This is a genomic window from Allopseudospirillum japonicum, assembly GCF_900108915.1.
In the GTDB taxonomy this organism is placed as follows: domain Bacteria; phylum Pseudomonadota; class Gammaproteobacteria; order Pseudomonadales; family Halomonadaceae; genus Pseudospirillum; species Pseudospirillum japonicum.
Window position 1 is genome coordinate 21,095 of sequence record NZ_FNYH01000013.1, and the last position, 15,616, is coordinate 36,710.

Consider the following 15,616-nt stretch of genomic DNA (forward strand, 5'->3'; position numbering starts at 1 on the left):
TTGACGAATCCCAAAGATGGCGCACTAAGAGTCGCAGAGAAATATGTTTAACCGAGCAATTAACCAAAAATACGCCTCCTAATAAGACAAGAGGAGGCGTAAAAACTCAGATTAAGCCAAGGTAGGTAAGACGGCTATATCTGCAACTTCAAGGAACAAGGCTTGTAGAGCTGCAAGTAAAGCTAAGCGATTGGCACGTACTTGCGTGTCCTCTGCCATCACCATCACTTGCTCAAAGAAGGCATCGACAGGCGCCCCTAGCTCCGCCAAGCTGGCTAGTATCCCTTGATAATCAGCCTGAGCAGCTAAAGGCGCAATCTCAGTACGTTTTGCAGCAATGGCTTGTGCTAAGGCAATTTCTGCTGCTTCTGTTAATAACTCAGTTTGTACTTGTGCGTCTGCAGCTGGAGTTTCTTTCGTAAGAAGATTCGCCACTCGTTTATTTGCAGCGGCTAAAGCTGGTGCAGCAGGATGCTGCATAAAGCTGGCCACGGCTTGGACACGACGATCAAAATCTAAAGGATGAGTGACGCCACGCGCACGTACGGACGTGACGACTTCTACCCCTATCGATTGTGCCTGATACCAAGCACGGAAACGCTCTAGCATATACTCAAGCACGGCCTCGACCGCATCTTGTGCTTGTGGGAGTTGTGTATGCGCTGCAGCTGCGCGTGTGAGTAAGTCCTTAAGATCCAAATCCAGTTGACGATGCACCAAAATATTCAAAACCCCCAAACTGGCACGGCGTAAACCAAAGGGATCTTTATCACCTGTTGGACGCTGACCTAAAGCAAAAATCCCCACCAAGGTATCAAGGCGATCTGCCAAAGCAAGTGCCATCCCCGTCATAGTTTCTGGCAAAGCATCACCGGCATGGCGTGGCATGTATTGCTCATTTAAAGCTTGTGCAACTTCAGGCGCTTCTTGGGCATCTAGCGCATAGTGATAGCCCATAATCCCTTGTAATTCGGGGAATTCTAGTACCATCTCAGTGACTAAATCGCACTTGCTTAAATCTGCTGCACGCTCAATCGCGGCCACATCTGCTTGTAACTGCTCACCAATATAAGCTGCTAACTGCTTGATACGTTGGGTCTTTGCATACAAACTGCCTAGCTGTTGCTGGAAGACCACGTTTTTCAACGCGGGAATGCGCGCATCTAAAGGCTGTTTTTTATCGGTGGCAAAAAAGAAGGCAGCATCAGCAAGTCGTGGCCGAATGACTTTCTCATTTCCATGAATGACTTGCTGCGGATCTTGGCTTTCTAAGTTGGCAATCGTGATAAAGTGCGCCAGCAAGTTGCCTTGTGCATCCAGCATATGGAAGTATTTTTGATTGGCCTTCATTGAAGAAATCAAACACTCTGCTGGCACTTGCAAAAAGGCTTGTTCAAAACTACCAGTTAACGCGACTGGCCATTCAACTAAGCCATTGACTTCATCTAGCAAGTCTTCATCAATGACTGCAGTGCCTTGGTATTGTGCTGCTTGTTCCAACACCTGTGCACGAATGCGCTCGCTGCGTGCTTTTGGATCTACCATGACTTTGGCTTGATACAAGGTTTCTAGGTAGCCGCTGGCTTGGGTTAGCTCAATGTTTGTATTTGAATGCACACGATGGCCACGTGTATGGCGTCCGGCTTGCAAACCCAACACTTGCGCGGGGACAATGTCCTCACCTAGCAACATCACTAACCAATGGACTGGACGAGAGAACTCGACCCGAGAGGCGCCCCAACGCATGCGCTTAGGTACTGGCAGCTGATCCACTGCTTTAGCGACCATTTCAGGCAAGAGGTTTTTCGTGGCTTCACCGGTTTGGGTGTAGCGATAGCCCATCCAAGTGCCTTTATCGGTCTGCAATTCAATAAGATCACTGACATCTACCTGACAAGAGCGTGCAAAGCCTTGTAAGGCCTTAGTTGGTGCGCCTTGTGCATCAAAAGCGGCTTGTAAAGCAGGGCCACGGCGTTCAATTTCACGATCCGCTTGCGCTAACGCCAAATCTTGTACATAGACTGCCAAACGGCGCGGCGTATTATAGGCGGTTACTGAGGTGTAACTTAGGCCCGCTTTATCCAGTGCACTTTGTAACCCTTGGGCAAAGGCCTCAGATAAGGCTTGCAAGGCTTTTGGCGGTAATTCTTCGCCACCGAGTTCAACAAGAAAATCGCGCGCATCTGCCATTAGTGAGTCTCCTGTTCGCTGGCAAGTTGGGCTAAGACTTCGTCACGCAAGGCAGGGCTCGCTAGTGGGAAGCCGAGTGCATGGCGTGCATTAAAATAGGCTTGTGCCACATCACGCGCTAAAGTACGTACACGTAAAATATAGCGTTGGCGTTCGGTCACGGAAATCGCATGGCGCGCATCCAATAGGTTAAAAGTATGCGAAGCCTTGAGCACCATTTCATAGGCAGGTAGGGGCAAACCTTGCGCGAGCAGGGATTGGCATTGCGTTTCATAATGATCAAAATTAGTGAACAGCATGGGCACATCGGCATGTTCAAAATTGTAGGCACTCATTTCCACCTCGTTTTGGTGGAACACATCACCATAGGTAACTTGAGTGCCATCCGGTGCTTGCGTCCACACCAGATCATAAACACTATCAACCCCTTGCAAATACATGGCAATCCGTTCTAAGCCATAGGTGATTTCCCCAGTGACAGGATAGCATTCAATACCACCGGCTTGCTGGAAGTAAGTAAACTGGGTCACTTCCATGCCATTTAACCAAACTTCCCAACCTAAACCCCAAGCCCCTAGGGTGGGGGATTCCCAGTTATCTTCCACAAAGCGAATATCATGCACTTGAGGATCAATCCCCAGCATACGCAGAGAATCAAGATATAATTCTTGAATATTGGCAGGCGAAGGCTTCATCACCACTTGGAACTGATAGTAATGCTGTAGACGATTGGGGTTCTCGCCATAGCGGCCATCGGTCGGGCGGCGCGAAGGTTGCACATAGGCACTGTTCCAGTTTTCTGGGCCAATCGCGCGTAAAAAAGTGGCTGGGTGAAAGGTACCTGCACCCACTTCCATATCTAAAGGCTGTAAAATGACACAACCTTGTTTCGCCCAAAACGCTTGTAGAGCCAAAATAAGCCCTTGAAAACTGCTGACATCTGGGGTTGCTTGAGCACTCACAGGGTTACCCTCGGAAAAAAATCAATTGAGCAAGGCGCCGCTTATCATGGCAAACGACGATGAGGTGCGCGCAAGTTTAACGAAAATACGCGACGCAACAAGCCCTAGCACAGAATCCGAGCAAGATCACCTAGGAAATTAGCATGCTTTGTATTCACTTTGCTGGGTGTTTAAGGAGGTGTTTCTAGGGTCTTGTTGCCAGCTGGATATGGTAAGTTTGATCGCTATCTTTGGGATTTAATCCTCAGCATAGATCATCTTGCGGGTCATACCGCCATCCACTACGAAATTCTGCCCTGTGATAAACCCTGCAGCATCTGAAGCTAAATAGGCGACTAAAGATGCCACATCATCAGGACGGCCAATACGTCCAACCGGATGTTGTTGTAAATCGCGTTCAGAGTGTACCGGTTCGGTGCGGACACTTTTTTTCTGCCAATCGCCGACTTCAATCCAGCCGGGGCTAATACTGTTGACGCGAACTTCAGGTGCAAGGCTCATCGCCAAAGCATGGGTTAAAGCGAGAACGCCCCCTTTAGCCGCGGCATAGGCTTCTGTGTCTGGTTCAGATTGCAGGGCACGAGTCGACGCAATATTAATGATACTGCCGCGACTTTCCCTTAAAGCTGAAATGGCATATTTAGCGCATAAAAAACTACCGCTTAGATGCACGCTTAAATATTGGTTCCAAGTAGCTAAGCTCAAATCTTCAATGGGACCGGTAAAAGGCACTGCGAGGCCAGCATTGTTGACCAATAAATCCAAGCGTCCGAAACGCTCCAAGGTCATATCGACCATAAAGGCGATCGAGTCTTCATGGCTAATATCTGTATGGTGAAATAAGATAGGACCTAAATCCATCAGCAGATTTTTGCACTCTTGCCCAGCTTCTACATCAATATCAGCAATCATCACCTGATACCCTAGGGTTAACAAGGTGCCGCAAATCGCACGCCCGATACCTTGTGCCCCTCCGGTTACAATGGCAACAGGGGTATGAGCTGACGCTGTAGACGTTGTGTGCATAAAATCCACCGACCTATTAAAAAGCTACAAAAAAACCGACGTGGATAACGTCGGTTTCTGGCACGCAAAAGTCAAGCGTGAGATGCAAATATCTACTTTAAGCAGCAGCCAAAGCTTTGATACGTGCATTCAGGCGGCTTTTAGTACGCGCTGCTTTGTTCTTAGAAAGAATGCCCTTGTCTGCGATACGGTCAATCACAGGCTGAGCGACACGGAATTCCGCCATAGCCGTTGCATGATCACCTGCACGTACTGCTGCAATAACGCGCTTGATGTAAGTACGGACCATAGAACGCTGTCCCGCATTGTGTTGACGACGTTTTTCCGCTTGATGCGCACGCTTTTTGGCAGATTTGATGTTTGCCACTGTCTAGCTCCTTGGAGTTAGCTAAAAGTAAGAATTCGAAACCCCGCCTTTAGCAAGACGGAGCTTGCCACGCAGGCTTAATCAAGTGCGGCGCTAGTGAGTGAACAGGCCCAACTAGCCACCATACACCAAATAGCAGGGGGCGAAAATGATGCGCCTTTGCTACTTAGCTGTCAATCCTAGGGTTGTCATCTGAGAGGAAGCCGGATTCTAGCATAAGCCTGCGCGCAAAAGCCACTGTAATTCTGCGGCTGCCTTGATGCAATTTCGCCTGTTAATAGGGATTACTCTGCTCCTAAATGGCCGCGAATCCCTTCTTTTTCATGACGATCAAGGTTAGAAATAGGAATTGTGATAAAAGGTAGACCCAAGGCATCAGTACGCACCACCGCCTGTAAAGTTGGCCCCCGCTGCGGTTTACTCAGATCTTTGATCGCTTGTGCTTTGGCAGATAAAGGACTGAGGTAATAATACATTTCTGCAATCCCGTGGAATTTCTCCAAGGTGATTACATTTAAGGAAGCCGTCTCATTCACCCCAGGAATAAAACCTAAGGGAATACTGATCCCGAAGTTATCTCGGTTAGTGGCCAAAGACGTATAAAAGACCGTCAGCGCAATATCGGCGTGCTCGGCTTGATCGGCGCGTACCAGTCCATAAGTTTGTTCTAATTCGGTTAATAAGCGCTGATCTGCATAGCCTTTCAATGCGTTATCGTGCAAAAAATACGAATTTAGCCAAACCTTATAGCCGGCCAATTCACCGAAACTTTCTGGCAGTTCGCGGACCATATCATCAATACTATGGGTCACTAAACGCTGCGAGGTGGAGCCACTAAAAGAGCCATCCATCTCACGCGAGGCACAAGCACTTAAGACCAGCCCAAGTCCTAATGCGGCAAGTACTCGGCTTGCCTTGCTGATTTTTGTTGCTGAAAACATAGATAAATCCTGTTGAGTTTACGCTTGATCTTGTTGATCCCTTGCTTGTATATGCCAGCCAGCCGCCGCCAGCTTGGGCAGTACAGCAATCAAGCGTCCTTGATGGTAGACATAAGGCAAATAAGGGCGCTCCCAAGGGGGAATGCCTAGCGACTGTAACAAGTTTTTCAAGCTTTGCGTACCACGGCGCGCCATGGCTAACTTTTCCCCACCTTGGCGTAAGCGGATATGGAAAGCTTCCTGTTGTGGTCCTTGTATTTGATAATGCCAAGTACCCCAAGGGGTCACTAAAGGTGCTTGTCCTGACCAAGTGGTATGCCAATCTGGGTTAATCTTGTCAGCGAGCGCAGGCACCAAATAGAGATGCTGGCGATACTTGTAAATGTGATGCCCTTGCCAACTTAAGCAGGCTTGCGTATCTTGCGCCGCTGCTAACACACTTGTGTGTAACTCTGCCCACAGATGCCCTGCTAAATCGATACCATAGCTTTCTAACCAAGCCGCTAGCACAGCGCGTTGACGTATCCAAGGCCAAGTATCAAAAGGGGCTTGCAAGGTGAGCCGACTCAAAGCCCGTGTATACGCTGGTCTGGGTTCTAATACTTGCTGTAAATCTGCCTGTAGATAGGTATCCAGTAAGTTGTGTGCTTGTTGACAATAGTGGGCACTTAAAGCCATTTGCTGTTGTGCTTGTGGCCAACGTGCCTGTAAAACCGGCAAGACTTGGTGACGTAAATAATTCCGATCAAAGCGCATGGTTTGATTAGATTCATCTTCCACCCAAGTCAGGCCGATTTGTTCAGCAAAAGCGTGCAGCTTCAGCCGATTGATCTCAAGTAAAGGCCGTACTAAATAAGCTTGACCCTGTGGCAAAGTCAGCGCACGTTGTGAAGGAATTGCCCCCAAACCACGTACCCCAGCACCGCGCAAGGCGCGATATAAAAAGGTTTCTGCTTGATCTTGCTGGTGATGACCTTGCAAAAGTACCTCATCAGGGCGCAACACTTGGGCAAACACCTGATAACGGGCGCGTCTTGCTTGTGCTTCCAGATTGGTTTTGGTGTCCAAATGGATTTTGCGGGTTTGCAAGGGAATTGCAAAATAGCCACAAAGCTGCTGACAATGTCTTAACCAAGCATCTGCATGTGGTGATAAACCGTGGTGCACATGAATCGCTTGTAAGGGGTACTGGTATTTTTGACTATAAAGGTGTGCCAACACGAGTAACACACTAGAATCCATCCCCCCGCTTAAGGCAACTTGTAGCCCAACAGGAGGTTGTACGAAAGCTTGATGAAGTGTTGTTTGAAAGGCTTGATATAAAGGAGCCTGTTCTGCGGCCACGACAGCCGCAGAGAGTGCGCAATTCAACACTGGATTAGGCCGCTTCAGGTGCACCGAAACGCATAAGACGCTGATAACGTTGTTCTAAGAGCACCTCAGTATCCAAAGCTTGTAAACGCGCTAAGCTTTGTCCCAGTGCTTGACGAATATTATCAGCCATACGCTCAGGGCTGCGGTGTGCACCGCCTAAAGGTTCATCAATTAAGGCATCGACAAAGCCTAACTCTTGTAGACGCTCTGCTGTGATACCCATAGCGGCAGCGGCATCGGCGGCGCGCTCGGCACTTTTCCACAAGATAGATGCACAGCCTTCAGGAGAAATCACCGAATAGGTGGAGTATTGCAACATCATCAGCTCATCACATACGCCGATTGCCAAAGCACCTCCTGAGCCACCTTCACCGATGACGGTGGAAATAATCGGGGTTTGCAGACGTGACATCACTGCAAGGTTAAAGGCAATGGCTTCGGATTGGCCTCGTTCTTCCGCATCAACGCCGGGGTAAGCGCCTGGCGTATCAATAAAGGTGAGAATCGGCAATTTAAAACGCTCTGCCATTTGCATTAAACGCAGCGCTTTACGATAGCCTTCTGGACGTGGCATACCAAAGTTGCGGCGGACTTTTTCTTTGACATCACGCCCTTTTTGATGACCAATAATCATCACTGGCTGGCCTTCTAAACGGGCAATACCGCCAACAATCGCGGCATCATCGGCAAAGTGTCTATCACCGTGAATCTCATCAAAATCACTAAAAATCAGACGGATATAATCCAAAGTATAGGGACGTTGTGGATGACGTGATAATTGAGAAACCTGCCAAGCTGTCAGATTACTAAAAATTTGCTCCGTTAATTTGGTGCTTTTTTCTTGTAGGCGCTCAATTTCTTCACTGATATTAAGTTGGTTATCATCGCCGACCAAGCGTAATTCTTCGATTTTAGCTTCAAGTTCAGCGATAGGCTGTTCAAATTCAAGAAAATTGGGATTCATTGCGAGGGTCCGTATTCAATCAGGAGCGAGTCTCGCCTGCAGCCTCCTTCATCTGGAGGGCTAAGAGTGAATACAGAGCTTAGCCAAAGCAGGCACATGGGGCCAGATTATAGAATTGATGCGCCAAAAGGCGCAACTTTCCGCCTTTTGGGTTTGCAGGTCAAGAGGCGGCAAGCCTTGATCGCTTAAGAACGCCGAATACCCCGCCCTAAATACACATTAAATTGTGCATTATGTGCCAAGGTTGTTACCTGAGCGCATACTTGATTTAGTGCTGTTTCCCAAGGTAAAAACCGATTGGCGACCAGTAAAATCTGTCCTTCAGCATCCAACCAAGCTGGCGCTTGCTCAATTAAAGTCAATGCTGGTTGATAATCTGTACTGCGTCCAGTATGAAAAGGTGGGTTACTTACAATCAAATCGAAGCGCTGTTTGGGTAAGCCTTGATACATATCGGCAGGGTATAACTGAATGTCTAACTGGTTTGCAGCAAAGGTACGTTCACTGGCGGCCAAGGCCAAAGCACTCACATCCGTGGCACTGACTTCTAATAAGGGTTGGTGCTGTTTGAGCGCTGCACTGATAATCCCTGTGCCACATCCCACATCAAGAACTTTCAAGGGACCTAAATCAACTTCTTTCCCTTTAAACGTACGATATTTGCGCCCGCGTCTTAAAGCTTCTAGTTTTGGGTGTTCGGCTAGCGTCGTTAATAAAAGCTCTGTCCCTGCATCTAAATGTCCATGTGCAAAAACCCCAGCCAGCGAGTGGATGTGTAAATTTTGATACAGCCAACTAGACCAAGTCTCTTGCGGTGCTTGTGTGGCTAATTGGGCAAGTCCTTGGGTAATTTGGTACAGGCTACAACGGCGTGCACTGGCTACTTTATGTAAATTGATCCCCTCAGCAGTTAAACGTTTCATTGCGGGATTGATGCCGCCTTTATTATCACCAACAATAAATAGGGGGGCATCTTTGGGTAAATAGCGTGCCATTAGGCTTAAATAGTATTCGCCTTCCTCACGTGCCTTTGGCCAATATAATACCCCCGCATTAGCGGTGAGTGCTGGCGGCGGCGTTGCTGCAAAATGGACATTATCTGCCAAACCTGCTTGCTGCCATTGCTGATAAACACGCCAATCTTGGCACCAAAGATGCATTTTTTGCGCTTGCGCTTGCCATTGAAGTAACCAAGGATCTGCAATGGGTGCGCCTGTCACCCACAAAGCATAAGGCGCGAAAAGTTCAGCATATTTAGCCAGAAGTTGGCTACTAGGGGCAGCAATCGACATACAAGGTTTCCTAAAAAATACACAAAATACAGGGGAGCTAGGTATACTAGAGAGCTTAAGTATCAGGCGATAGTATAACGCGACAGCCCCCGACTATCTGCGCATTGCTTTTAATAAAACCTAAGGCTTAGTATTTGGCGCAGTCAGCTTGATTAGTGCTGGGCTATTGAGTTAGGGACATCCAAGTCTCCACAAAAAGTCCCCAAGACAAAAAAAGAATAGATGAGGTTAGCGAGCATGAGTGAAGCGGTTTCTGCAGGTACCCAACAAACGCCACATAAAGATCCTTTTGCGGGTTTGCTGAGTAAACTATTTTTTGGTGATGTACGTGTGAATAACTTTTTGCGTCTTACCAGTGACGAATTTTATCAACAAGGCAGCCTGCGTATTGGTCGTGCAGGTGTTTGCCCTGAATCTGCTGAGTACACTTTACTGCAAGTGCCTGCACATGAGTTGAAAAAAGATATTTTCAACGCGATGGATAAAGTCAGTTTCTTAATGCCCCGTTTGGGATGTGGTTCCAAAATTGATTTTGTTGATGTTGCGACCTGGGCGCTGTTGATACTGGTACTCTTTTTGATGGCACAATCTGGCATCAGTCACTGGTGGCAATGGGCGCTTGGCGTCTTGATTGTGCGCCCTGTCATCAGTGGTGCAGTCCACGGACATTTAGTTGTGGATAACCCTTTGGTGCATAGCGCACACTTAGAGCGCCGCATCCGTGAGCGTTATGAAATCCCCGCCACGCAAGCTATTGAGATTCGTGCAGAACTCGCCTAAAACTTTGCAAGGGCTGTCATCCTCGGCAGCCCTTGCATAGATGATTGCCAAGTCTTTAACCAAACTTGTGCACTTTGCGGACGTGCAAAGAAATAACCTTGATGCAAAAGCTGCGCGCGTTGATTCAAAAAGTCCGCTTGTTCCTGAGTTTCTACCCCTTCGGCAACTACGCGCAATTGCATTTTATCTGCAACTGCTAAAATCGCTTCGACCAAGGCAGCTGCGTCTTTATCTGCAGGCAAATCTTTGATAAAACTACGATCAATTTTTAATTCATGAATAGGTAAGCGCTTTAAATAGGCTAGTGAAGAATAGCCTGTACCAAAATCATCAATCGATAAATGAAACCCTAAAGCCTTTAATGCCTGCATTTTCGTTACCAAATCTTGTATATCATCAATCACTAAGCTTTCAGTGATTTCCAAGGTAATGTATTGTGCCTCGACTTGATATTGATTGAGCAAATAAAATAAGTGACTAACAAAATTTTGTTGGCGAAAATGGCGGGCACTAATATTAATAGCCAGCATAATTTGTCGATTTTGTATTTGTTGGGCAATTTTTAAGCTTTCTTCAACCACCCACCATCCTAAATCAACAATCAAGTGTGATTTTTCTGCAATCGGAATAAAAAGAGCCGGCGAAATCATCCCCTTGGTAGGATGCGGCCAACGTAACAAAACTTCTGCAGCACGCACTTGGGCTTGTGCATCCACTTGAGGTTGCAAATAAAGCTCAAAGGCCTGTGTTTGTAAGGCATGTAGCAATTCATTTTCTAATTCAAAGGTTTGCTGAAAATTTGTTGCCATCACGGGATCAAAAACCACCAGCTGACGCCCACCGGCTTGTTTAGCTTGGCTTAAAGCAGTACTGGCAGCCTTTAGCCAGGATTCTGCATGGGCTGGTGTTTCTAAACAAGTGTACTTTGCTAACCCAGCACTGATAGATAAATGAAGGATTTCCCCATCTAAAGCAAACGTTGCCAGTAAGGTCTCCAGTAAATGCTCGGGAGCTTCTAAAGTTCCTAATACTGCAAATTCGTCTGCATTGAGATGAAAAATGTTGACTTTGTCGGTCTTTAAATGAAGTAATCTTTGTGCCAATAATTCGAGAACTTTGTCAGCAAACTGGCTGCCTCGTGCATTATTAATCGTTTTGAACTGATCCAAATTGACTAAAAGTAAAGCTTGTTGGGCTTTTGCCTCTTGTAAACATGTGGCTAGGCTTTCTAATAAATAAGCACGGTTAGGTAAATGCGTTAAAGGATGGTAATAAGCGAGTTTATGAATAGAAGCACGTGAATGCCGTAATGTCCTGTTGGCACGTAACAACCAAATGAGACTAATCACTAAAAATAAAGCAAATAAACTAAAAATAACTAATAGTGGATATTGCCAACGCGCCCATATTTGACGCCAGCTTAAATTGATTTGATCAAAAGGTGCTAATTCTAATTCACGCAGTAATTGATCAATCAGGCGATAATCCCCAGGAACAGAAAACCCTGTAATCTGTAAACGCTGCGCTACTTCGCCATGCCAAGGCAAAGCGAGCAAAGCGCTGGCGACTTGCCGAGAAAGCTCATTATCTAAATGCCGACGTGCTGCAAAAGGCCAGTTAGGATATAAACGTGTACTGGCCGCTAACGGAAAATCTGGATAATGGATACGTCCAATAATACGCACGTCTTGGGCAGCGAGCTGGCCTTGCGCTTGCAAACTTTCTAAGACCCCAGCACGAATAAAGCCAGCATCCGCTTGCCCTGCCATCACTGCATCAACGACTTGTTGTAGAGGCAAACCTGTCCATAAAATGGTGGCATCTTGCGGCAAATAGAGGCCAATTTGTCTTAACTCGTAAGCCTGCATTTGATAGGCCGCTAGGGACTCAGGCGCAACCGCCGCTAGGGTTTGTCCACGTAAATCCGCTAGGTTATGGATGTACGCATTGCTGGCTTTGGTAAAAATCACCCCAGCAAAATGCGGTAAATCTTGCCCATGTTGATGATTCACTAAAGTTGCTAGTGGCGAAGATAAACCATAACGATAGGTATAAAGCACATATAACGAAGGGTTAATAAAAATAAAGTCTAATGCTTCCTGCGCCAAAGCTTGCTCGAATTCTGGTAAATCCAGCACTTGTAAGTGAATCTCTGCATTTGGCAAGCTTTGGCTGAGATAATCAGCAAGAGGTTGCCACTGTCGGCGGGTAGTTTCTTTATCCCAAAATGCCGGTAAACCTAAAGTAAGTGATTTTTGTGGTTGTTCCTGTGCATAAAGTTTGGATATACCCAAATGTAAGCAGGCAAACACCCCTACAAAAAACATTATTTTTTTGACTGATGGACAAGCAGTGCGCACACTTTACACCCTTGTATTAATATGAAATATATTGATCTTTACGATACCAGCCTATTCCAAGGATAGAAAGCCAAAGTAATAAAAGTTTACATTTTTATTCTATACACTATTGTAGAATGTTTGCGGACTGGGTCCCTCAAAGGATAGAGCAATTTTTTATTGAGATTTTTATTATGGCTTGGTTCTATTTAATACTGGCAGGCTTGTTCGAAATTGGTTGGCCTGTCGGCTTAAAAATGGCACAGCAAGAAAATACGCGTATTTTAGGCCTTTTTGTTGCGGTGTTTTTTATGACAGCAAGTGGTGCTTTGCTATGGTTAGCACAAAAGCAGATTCCCTTGGGCACATCGTACGCTATTTGGACAGGCATAGGTGCTGCTGGAACCTTTATTGTTGGCGTGTTATTTTATGGCGATCCTGCAAGTTTAGCACGTTATTTTGGTATTATACTGATTGTTGCAGGGGTTGCTGTATTAAAATTAGCTGCCTAAATAAAAATTAAGCAGCTAATTGTTTGGTTATTTAAGAATAATTAAAGGTACTTGTAAGCTTTCTAACATCCGCAGGGTATTGCTACCAACAAATAGCCTGCGTAATTTAGAATGTGCAAAAGCACCCATAATTAATAAGTCAATCTGGTTTTGTTGCTGATATGCTAGTAAAGTGTCAAAAATCGGGCCTTCTGATAGATGTGCATGCACTTTAAAACCAGCATTTTCCAGGGTTTTTTGCGTCTGAGCAAACTTGGTAGCGAGTTCACTTTCCTTATTTTTAACGCTAACCAAATGACAGTCTAACCCTTTTAACAAGCCACTTGTTAGGATACGTTGCACGGCTTGATCTGCGGTCGCTCGTCCATCATATGCCAACATAAAATTGCTTGGGATTTTAAACTCAGGTGGCGTCAGTAACACAGGGGTATGCACTTGGCGAATCAGGCTTTCAATATGTGAGCCTAGGGCTTTAAAACCTTGATTGGCATGATGCTCACCGCAACGCCCGACGACAAGCAAGCGTGCATCGGCTTCTAATGCTTGGAGAGAGTCAACGAAATCCCCATGCTCTTGCTTGCTTTCAGGCGCATCAATCCCTGCCATTTGTGCTTGTTGCACTGCTTGCGCAAGCAATTCTTTACCCAACTTCAACGCGAGCTTGCTACGTTGTGCATCTAGCTCAGTCATTTCCATCAGTAATTGAGTGCGCGCCCCTAAACCAATAGCGCCTGTCAAATCATCCGCACCGTGTTGGGCTTGTTTCTCCAAGGTATGTAAAAACATCAAGGGCTTTTGCAGACTTTGTGCCGCCCAGATTGCGGCATCTGTGACTGAGGTGTTGAGTTGAGAGGCATCAATACAGGCAATAATTTTATTCATCAGTCTTGCACGAGAGGCGTTGGCATGAATACAGCAAATATGCGTCTCTCGATCCTCCTGCGAGTTGTAGGGCTTGCGTTCTAGCGAAATTAAAGCCAGCCACTGATTAGATACTGGCTTTAGGTTAGCGGCTATCTTAACACCGGCCATTTTGCCGATGCCATGATTAAACCCCTGTCAAAAAACGACCGAGACCAATCTGGGCGCGGTTGCTCGATCAGGCTAATATCGATATTTAGCAGATGCCGTGCCAAAGTGGTAATACTGAAACCAAGCAGATAATCTAGTCTAATCCCTGAACCTCCTGTAGGTTGGATGAAACCCTGTAGATTGCCAAAACCCTGATAAGATGAAGAGACCCCGCCTATGAATATCTTGCTGGTATGTGACTCCCCCCAGTTACAAGCGCATTTGCTCCAAGTGTGCCAAAGCTATTATGGCGTGCATGTATGGCAGGATTTTCCTGTCAGCACCCCACCTGATTATGTGGTGCACTTACCCTTGGTTGCACAGCGTACTTTATATACTTCGGTTGCTGATATGGCGCCTTACCAGCAGGCGAGCAAACAGGTTGATAGTTTGTTGCAACAGGCACGTGCTTGGGGCGCTGGCTATTTGTTTTTGTCTTCTCAACAAGTTTATGTTGCAGGGCATCGCATTTCTCTGCAAGAGGAAGACCATGCAGATGCGGCTTGTGAACTGGGCACTTGGTGGATTGAGCAAGAAAACAAAATCTCCTGCTATCCCAAACACTTTATCATGCGTACAGGGTATTTATTGGATCAAACGAGCTTAGAAAGTCTCTTAGAAAAAATGCGCCAGCAAACTTGGCCACAAGATGAAGAAACCTTTTGCCTGACGACCTTAGAAGATTTAAGCCGTGCTATTTTGGGTATTTTGTTGCAAAACTTTCATCATCCCAAAGGATTATGGGGTTTGTATCATTACACAGGTCATGAGCAAAGCAGTGAACTTGAAGTGGCAAAAAGTATCCGCCGCCTTGCCGCAGAACATGAGCCCTTGCCTGATCCACCGGAGGAAACCCACGCAAGAAGCGTCCCGCGCTTGTTGAACTGTCGGCGTGTCTTAGATACCTTTGCGATTCACCAAAGGTCGTGGAAACAGGATTTACCCAAACTGGTAAACCAAATCTACAGCCATTCACTCCCTTAACTCGTATTGAATCGAAAGGATTGCGCCATGAGCGCGAGAGTTTATCTCGGCAGTTTCGTGTTTTATCTTGGTTATTTTTGTGCCTTGTTGGTAAGCGGCTTGGTTTTTGTGCCTATCAGCCTTTTGCTTCGCGGTAGCCAGCGCCAATGGTTGATCACACGCTATAATGCCTTTGTGCTGTTTTGGCTTCAGATCACCTGTGGTATTCGTTACCAAATCGAAGGGTTAGATAAGATTCCTCAGCAACAAGCCTGTGTTTTTCTTAGCAATCACCAAAGCGAATGGGAAACCATTTATTTTCAGCTGGTAACCCGTCCTTTATGTACTGTATTAAAGAAAGAACTTCTACGTATTCCAGTTTTTGGTTGGGGGTTGGCGGCTTTAAATCCTATTGCCGTGGATCGTAGCCAACGCACCAATGCGATGAAGCAAGTGTTAATGCAAGGGAAAGCGAGGTTGCAAGCGGGCTATTCTGTGTTGATTTTTCCTGAAGGCACACGTTTGGCACCACAGCAAGAAGGGCGTTTAAATAAAGGGGGAGCTGCTTTGGCTGTGAGTTTGGGTGTTCCTGTGATCCCTGTGGTGCATAATGCGGGTGAACACTGGTTAACTCAATCTTGGTTGAAAACCCCTGGCTGTATCCGTGTGCGTTTTGGTACCCCTATTGCGACTAAGGATCGTAAAACGGAAGAAGTGCATCAAGAAGTCACTGCTTGGATGCAAACACACAAAGCCCAAGTATCAGACCAATATGTGCAAACAGCTACGCAAGATTAAATACAGAACTGCTATCAAGGTGTCCTTGTGACACCTT

At 46.4% G+C, this 15,616-nt stretch carries 14 protein-coding genes; 4 read left to right on the forward strand and 10 right to left on the reverse strand.

Annotation, left to right across the window (positions count from 1 at the left end; genetic code table 11):
• Nucleotides 1–111: 111 nt before the first annotated feature.
• The 8 genes from glyS to BMX05_RS10870 form a co-directional block, all read right to left on the reverse strand.
• Nucleotides 112–2,190, reverse strand: a complete 2,079-nt coding sequence (gene glyS / locus BMX05_RS10835) for a glycine--tRNA ligase subunit beta (protein ID WP_093311685.1) — start codon at nucleotides 2,188–2,190, stop codon at nucleotides 112–114.
• Nucleotides 2,190–3,152 (reverse strand): glycine--tRNA ligase subunit alpha, encoded by a 963-nt coding sequence (gene glyQ / locus BMX05_RS10840; RefSeq protein ID WP_093311688.1) that lies wholly within the window; start codon nucleotides 3,150–3,152, stop codon nucleotides 2,190–2,192. Before glyQ ends, glyS begins: the two co-directional genes overlap by 1 nt.
• 237 nt (nucleotides 3,153–3,389) lie before the next feature.
• Nucleotides 3,390–4,178 carry a glucose 1-dehydrogenase gene (locus tag BMX05_RS10845; protein ID WP_093311692.1) on the reverse strand — a complete coding sequence of 263 codons (789 nt, stop codon included), beginning with the start codon at nucleotides 4,176–4,178 and terminating at the stop codon, nucleotides 3,390–3,392.
• A 97-nt stretch (nucleotides 4,179–4,275) separates the two neighbouring features.
• The gene (rpsT, locus tag BMX05_RS10850) at nucleotides 4,276–4,545 is read right to left on the reverse strand and encodes a 30S ribosomal protein S20 (RefSeq protein WP_093311698.1); all 270 of its coding nucleotides are present in this window, start codon (nucleotides 4,543–4,545) and stop codon (nucleotides 4,276–4,278) included.
• A 284-nt stretch (nucleotides 4,546–4,829) separates the two neighbouring features.
• Nucleotides 4,830–5,486: a hypothetical protein gene (locus tag BMX05_RS10855; protein ID WP_093311702.1), complete on the reverse strand. Its 657-nt coding sequence runs from the start codon at nucleotides 5,484–5,486 to the stop codon at nucleotides 4,830–4,832.
• An 18-nt stretch (nucleotides 5,487–5,504) separates the two neighbouring features.
• The gene (tilS, locus tag BMX05_RS10860; protein WP_093311706.1) at nucleotides 5,505–6,860 is read right to left on the reverse strand and encodes a tRNA lysidine(34) synthetase TilS; all 1,356 of its coding nucleotides are present in this window, start codon (nucleotides 6,858–6,860) and stop codon (nucleotides 5,505–5,507) included.
• Between the two features lie 4 nt (nucleotides 6,861–6,864).
• Complete coding sequence (accA, locus tag BMX05_RS10865; RefSeq protein ID WP_093311710.1) at nucleotides 6,865–7,824, reverse strand: acetyl-CoA carboxylase carboxyl transferase subunit alpha; 960 nt, start codon at nucleotides 7,822–7,824, stop codon at nucleotides 6,865–6,867.
• 185 nt (nucleotides 7,825–8,009) lie between these two features.
• The gene (locus tag BMX05_RS10870; protein ID WP_093311713.1) at nucleotides 8,010–9,116 is read right to left on the reverse strand and encodes a methyltransferase; all 1,107 of its coding nucleotides are present in this window, start codon (nucleotides 9,114–9,116) and stop codon (nucleotides 8,010–8,012) included.
• A gap of 237 nt (nucleotides 9,117–9,353) precedes the next feature.
• Here BMX05_RS10870 and BMX05_RS10875 point away from each other — a divergent pair, with 237 nt between their 5' ends.
• Nucleotides 9,354–9,896 (forward strand): hypothetical protein, encoded by a 543-nt coding sequence (locus BMX05_RS10875; protein WP_093311717.1) that lies wholly within the window; start codon nucleotides 9,354–9,356, stop codon nucleotides 9,894–9,896.
• On the opposite strand, the gene BMX05_RS10880 is transcribed toward BMX05_RS10875, so the two are convergent.
• On the reverse strand, nucleotides 9,893–12,256 hold the full coding sequence (locus tag BMX05_RS10880) for an EAL domain-containing protein (protein WP_143051967.1): 2,364 nt from the start codon (nucleotides 12,254–12,256) through the stop codon (nucleotides 9,893–9,895). The genes BMX05_RS10875 and BMX05_RS10880 overlap by 4 nt on opposite strands.
• Nucleotides 12,257–12,429: 173 nt before the next feature.
• Here BMX05_RS10880 and BMX05_RS10885 point away from each other — a divergent pair, with 173 nt between their 5' ends.
• A complete protein-coding gene (locus BMX05_RS10885) occupies nucleotides 12,430–12,747 on the forward strand; it encodes a DMT family transporter (RefSeq protein ID WP_093311801.1) in 318 nt (105 codons plus the stop codon).
• A gap of 27 nt (nucleotides 12,748–12,774) precedes the next feature.
• Here BMX05_RS10885 and BMX05_RS10890 read toward each other — a convergent pair whose 3' ends face one another.
• On the reverse strand, nucleotides 12,775–13,779 hold the full coding sequence (locus tag BMX05_RS10890; protein ID WP_218139043.1) for a universal stress protein: 1,005 nt from the start codon (nucleotides 13,777–13,779) through the stop codon (nucleotides 12,775–12,777).
• Between the two features lie 216 nt (nucleotides 13,780–13,995).
• Between BMX05_RS10890 and BMX05_RS10895 the strand changes: the two genes are divergently transcribed.
• Both BMX05_RS10895 and BMX05_RS10900 read left to right on the forward strand, forming a co-directional pair.
• Entirely contained in the window at nucleotides 13,996–14,802 is an 807-nt protein-coding gene (locus BMX05_RS10895; RefSeq protein ID WP_093311723.1) for a sugar nucleotide-binding protein, read from the forward strand.
• A 27-nt stretch (nucleotides 14,803–14,829) separates the two neighbouring features.
• Nucleotides 14,830–15,579 (forward strand): lysophospholipid acyltransferase family protein, encoded by a 750-nt coding sequence (locus BMX05_RS10900; RefSeq protein WP_093311726.1) that lies wholly within the window; start codon nucleotides 14,830–14,832, stop codon nucleotides 15,577–15,579.
• The last annotated feature ends 37 nt before the right edge of the window (nucleotides 15,580–15,616 follow it).

What these genes read in the sequence shown, in the direction of transcription:
- BMX05_RS10870 (WP_093311713.1), bottom strand. Translation starts at nt 9,116, where the DNA reads ATGTCGATTGCTGCCCCTAGTAGCCAACTTCTGGCTAAATATGCTGAA.
- accA (WP_093311710.1), bottom strand. Translation starts at nt 7,824, where the DNA reads ATGAATCCCAATTTTCTTGAATTTGAACAGCCTATCGCTGAACTTGAA.
- BMX05_RS10895 (WP_093311723.1), top strand. Translation starts at nt 13,996, where the DNA reads ATGAATATCTTGCTGGTATGTGACTCCCCCCAGTTACAAGCGCATTTG.
- BMX05_RS10855 (WP_093311702.1), bottom strand. Translation starts at nt 5,486, where the DNA reads ATGTTTTCAGCAACAAAAATCAGCAAGGCAAGCCGAGTACTTGCCGCA.
- BMX05_RS10875 (WP_093311717.1), top strand. Translation starts at nt 9,354, where the DNA reads ATGAGTGAAGCGGTTTCTGCAGGTACCCAACAAACGCCACATAAAGAT.
- BMX05_RS10885 (WP_093311801.1), top strand. Translation starts at nt 12,430, where the DNA reads ATGGCTTGGTTCTATTTAATACTGGCAGGCTTGTTCGAAATTGGTTGG.
- BMX05_RS10900 (WP_093311726.1), top strand. Translation starts at nt 14,830, where the DNA reads ATGAGCGCGAGAGTTTATCTCGGCAGTTTCGTGTTTTATCTTGGTTAT.
- BMX05_RS10890 (WP_218139043.1), bottom strand. Translation starts at nt 13,779, where the DNA reads ATGGCCGGTGTTAAGATAGCCGCTAACCTAAAGCCAGTATCTAATCAG.
- glyS (WP_093311685.1), bottom strand. Translation starts at nt 2,190, where the DNA reads ATGGCAGATGCGCGCGATTTTCTTGTTGAACTCGGTGGCGAAGAATTA.
- BMX05_RS10845 (WP_093311692.1), bottom strand. Translation starts at nt 4,178, where the DNA reads ATGCACACAACGTCTACAGCGTCAGCTCATACCCCTGTTGCCATTGTA.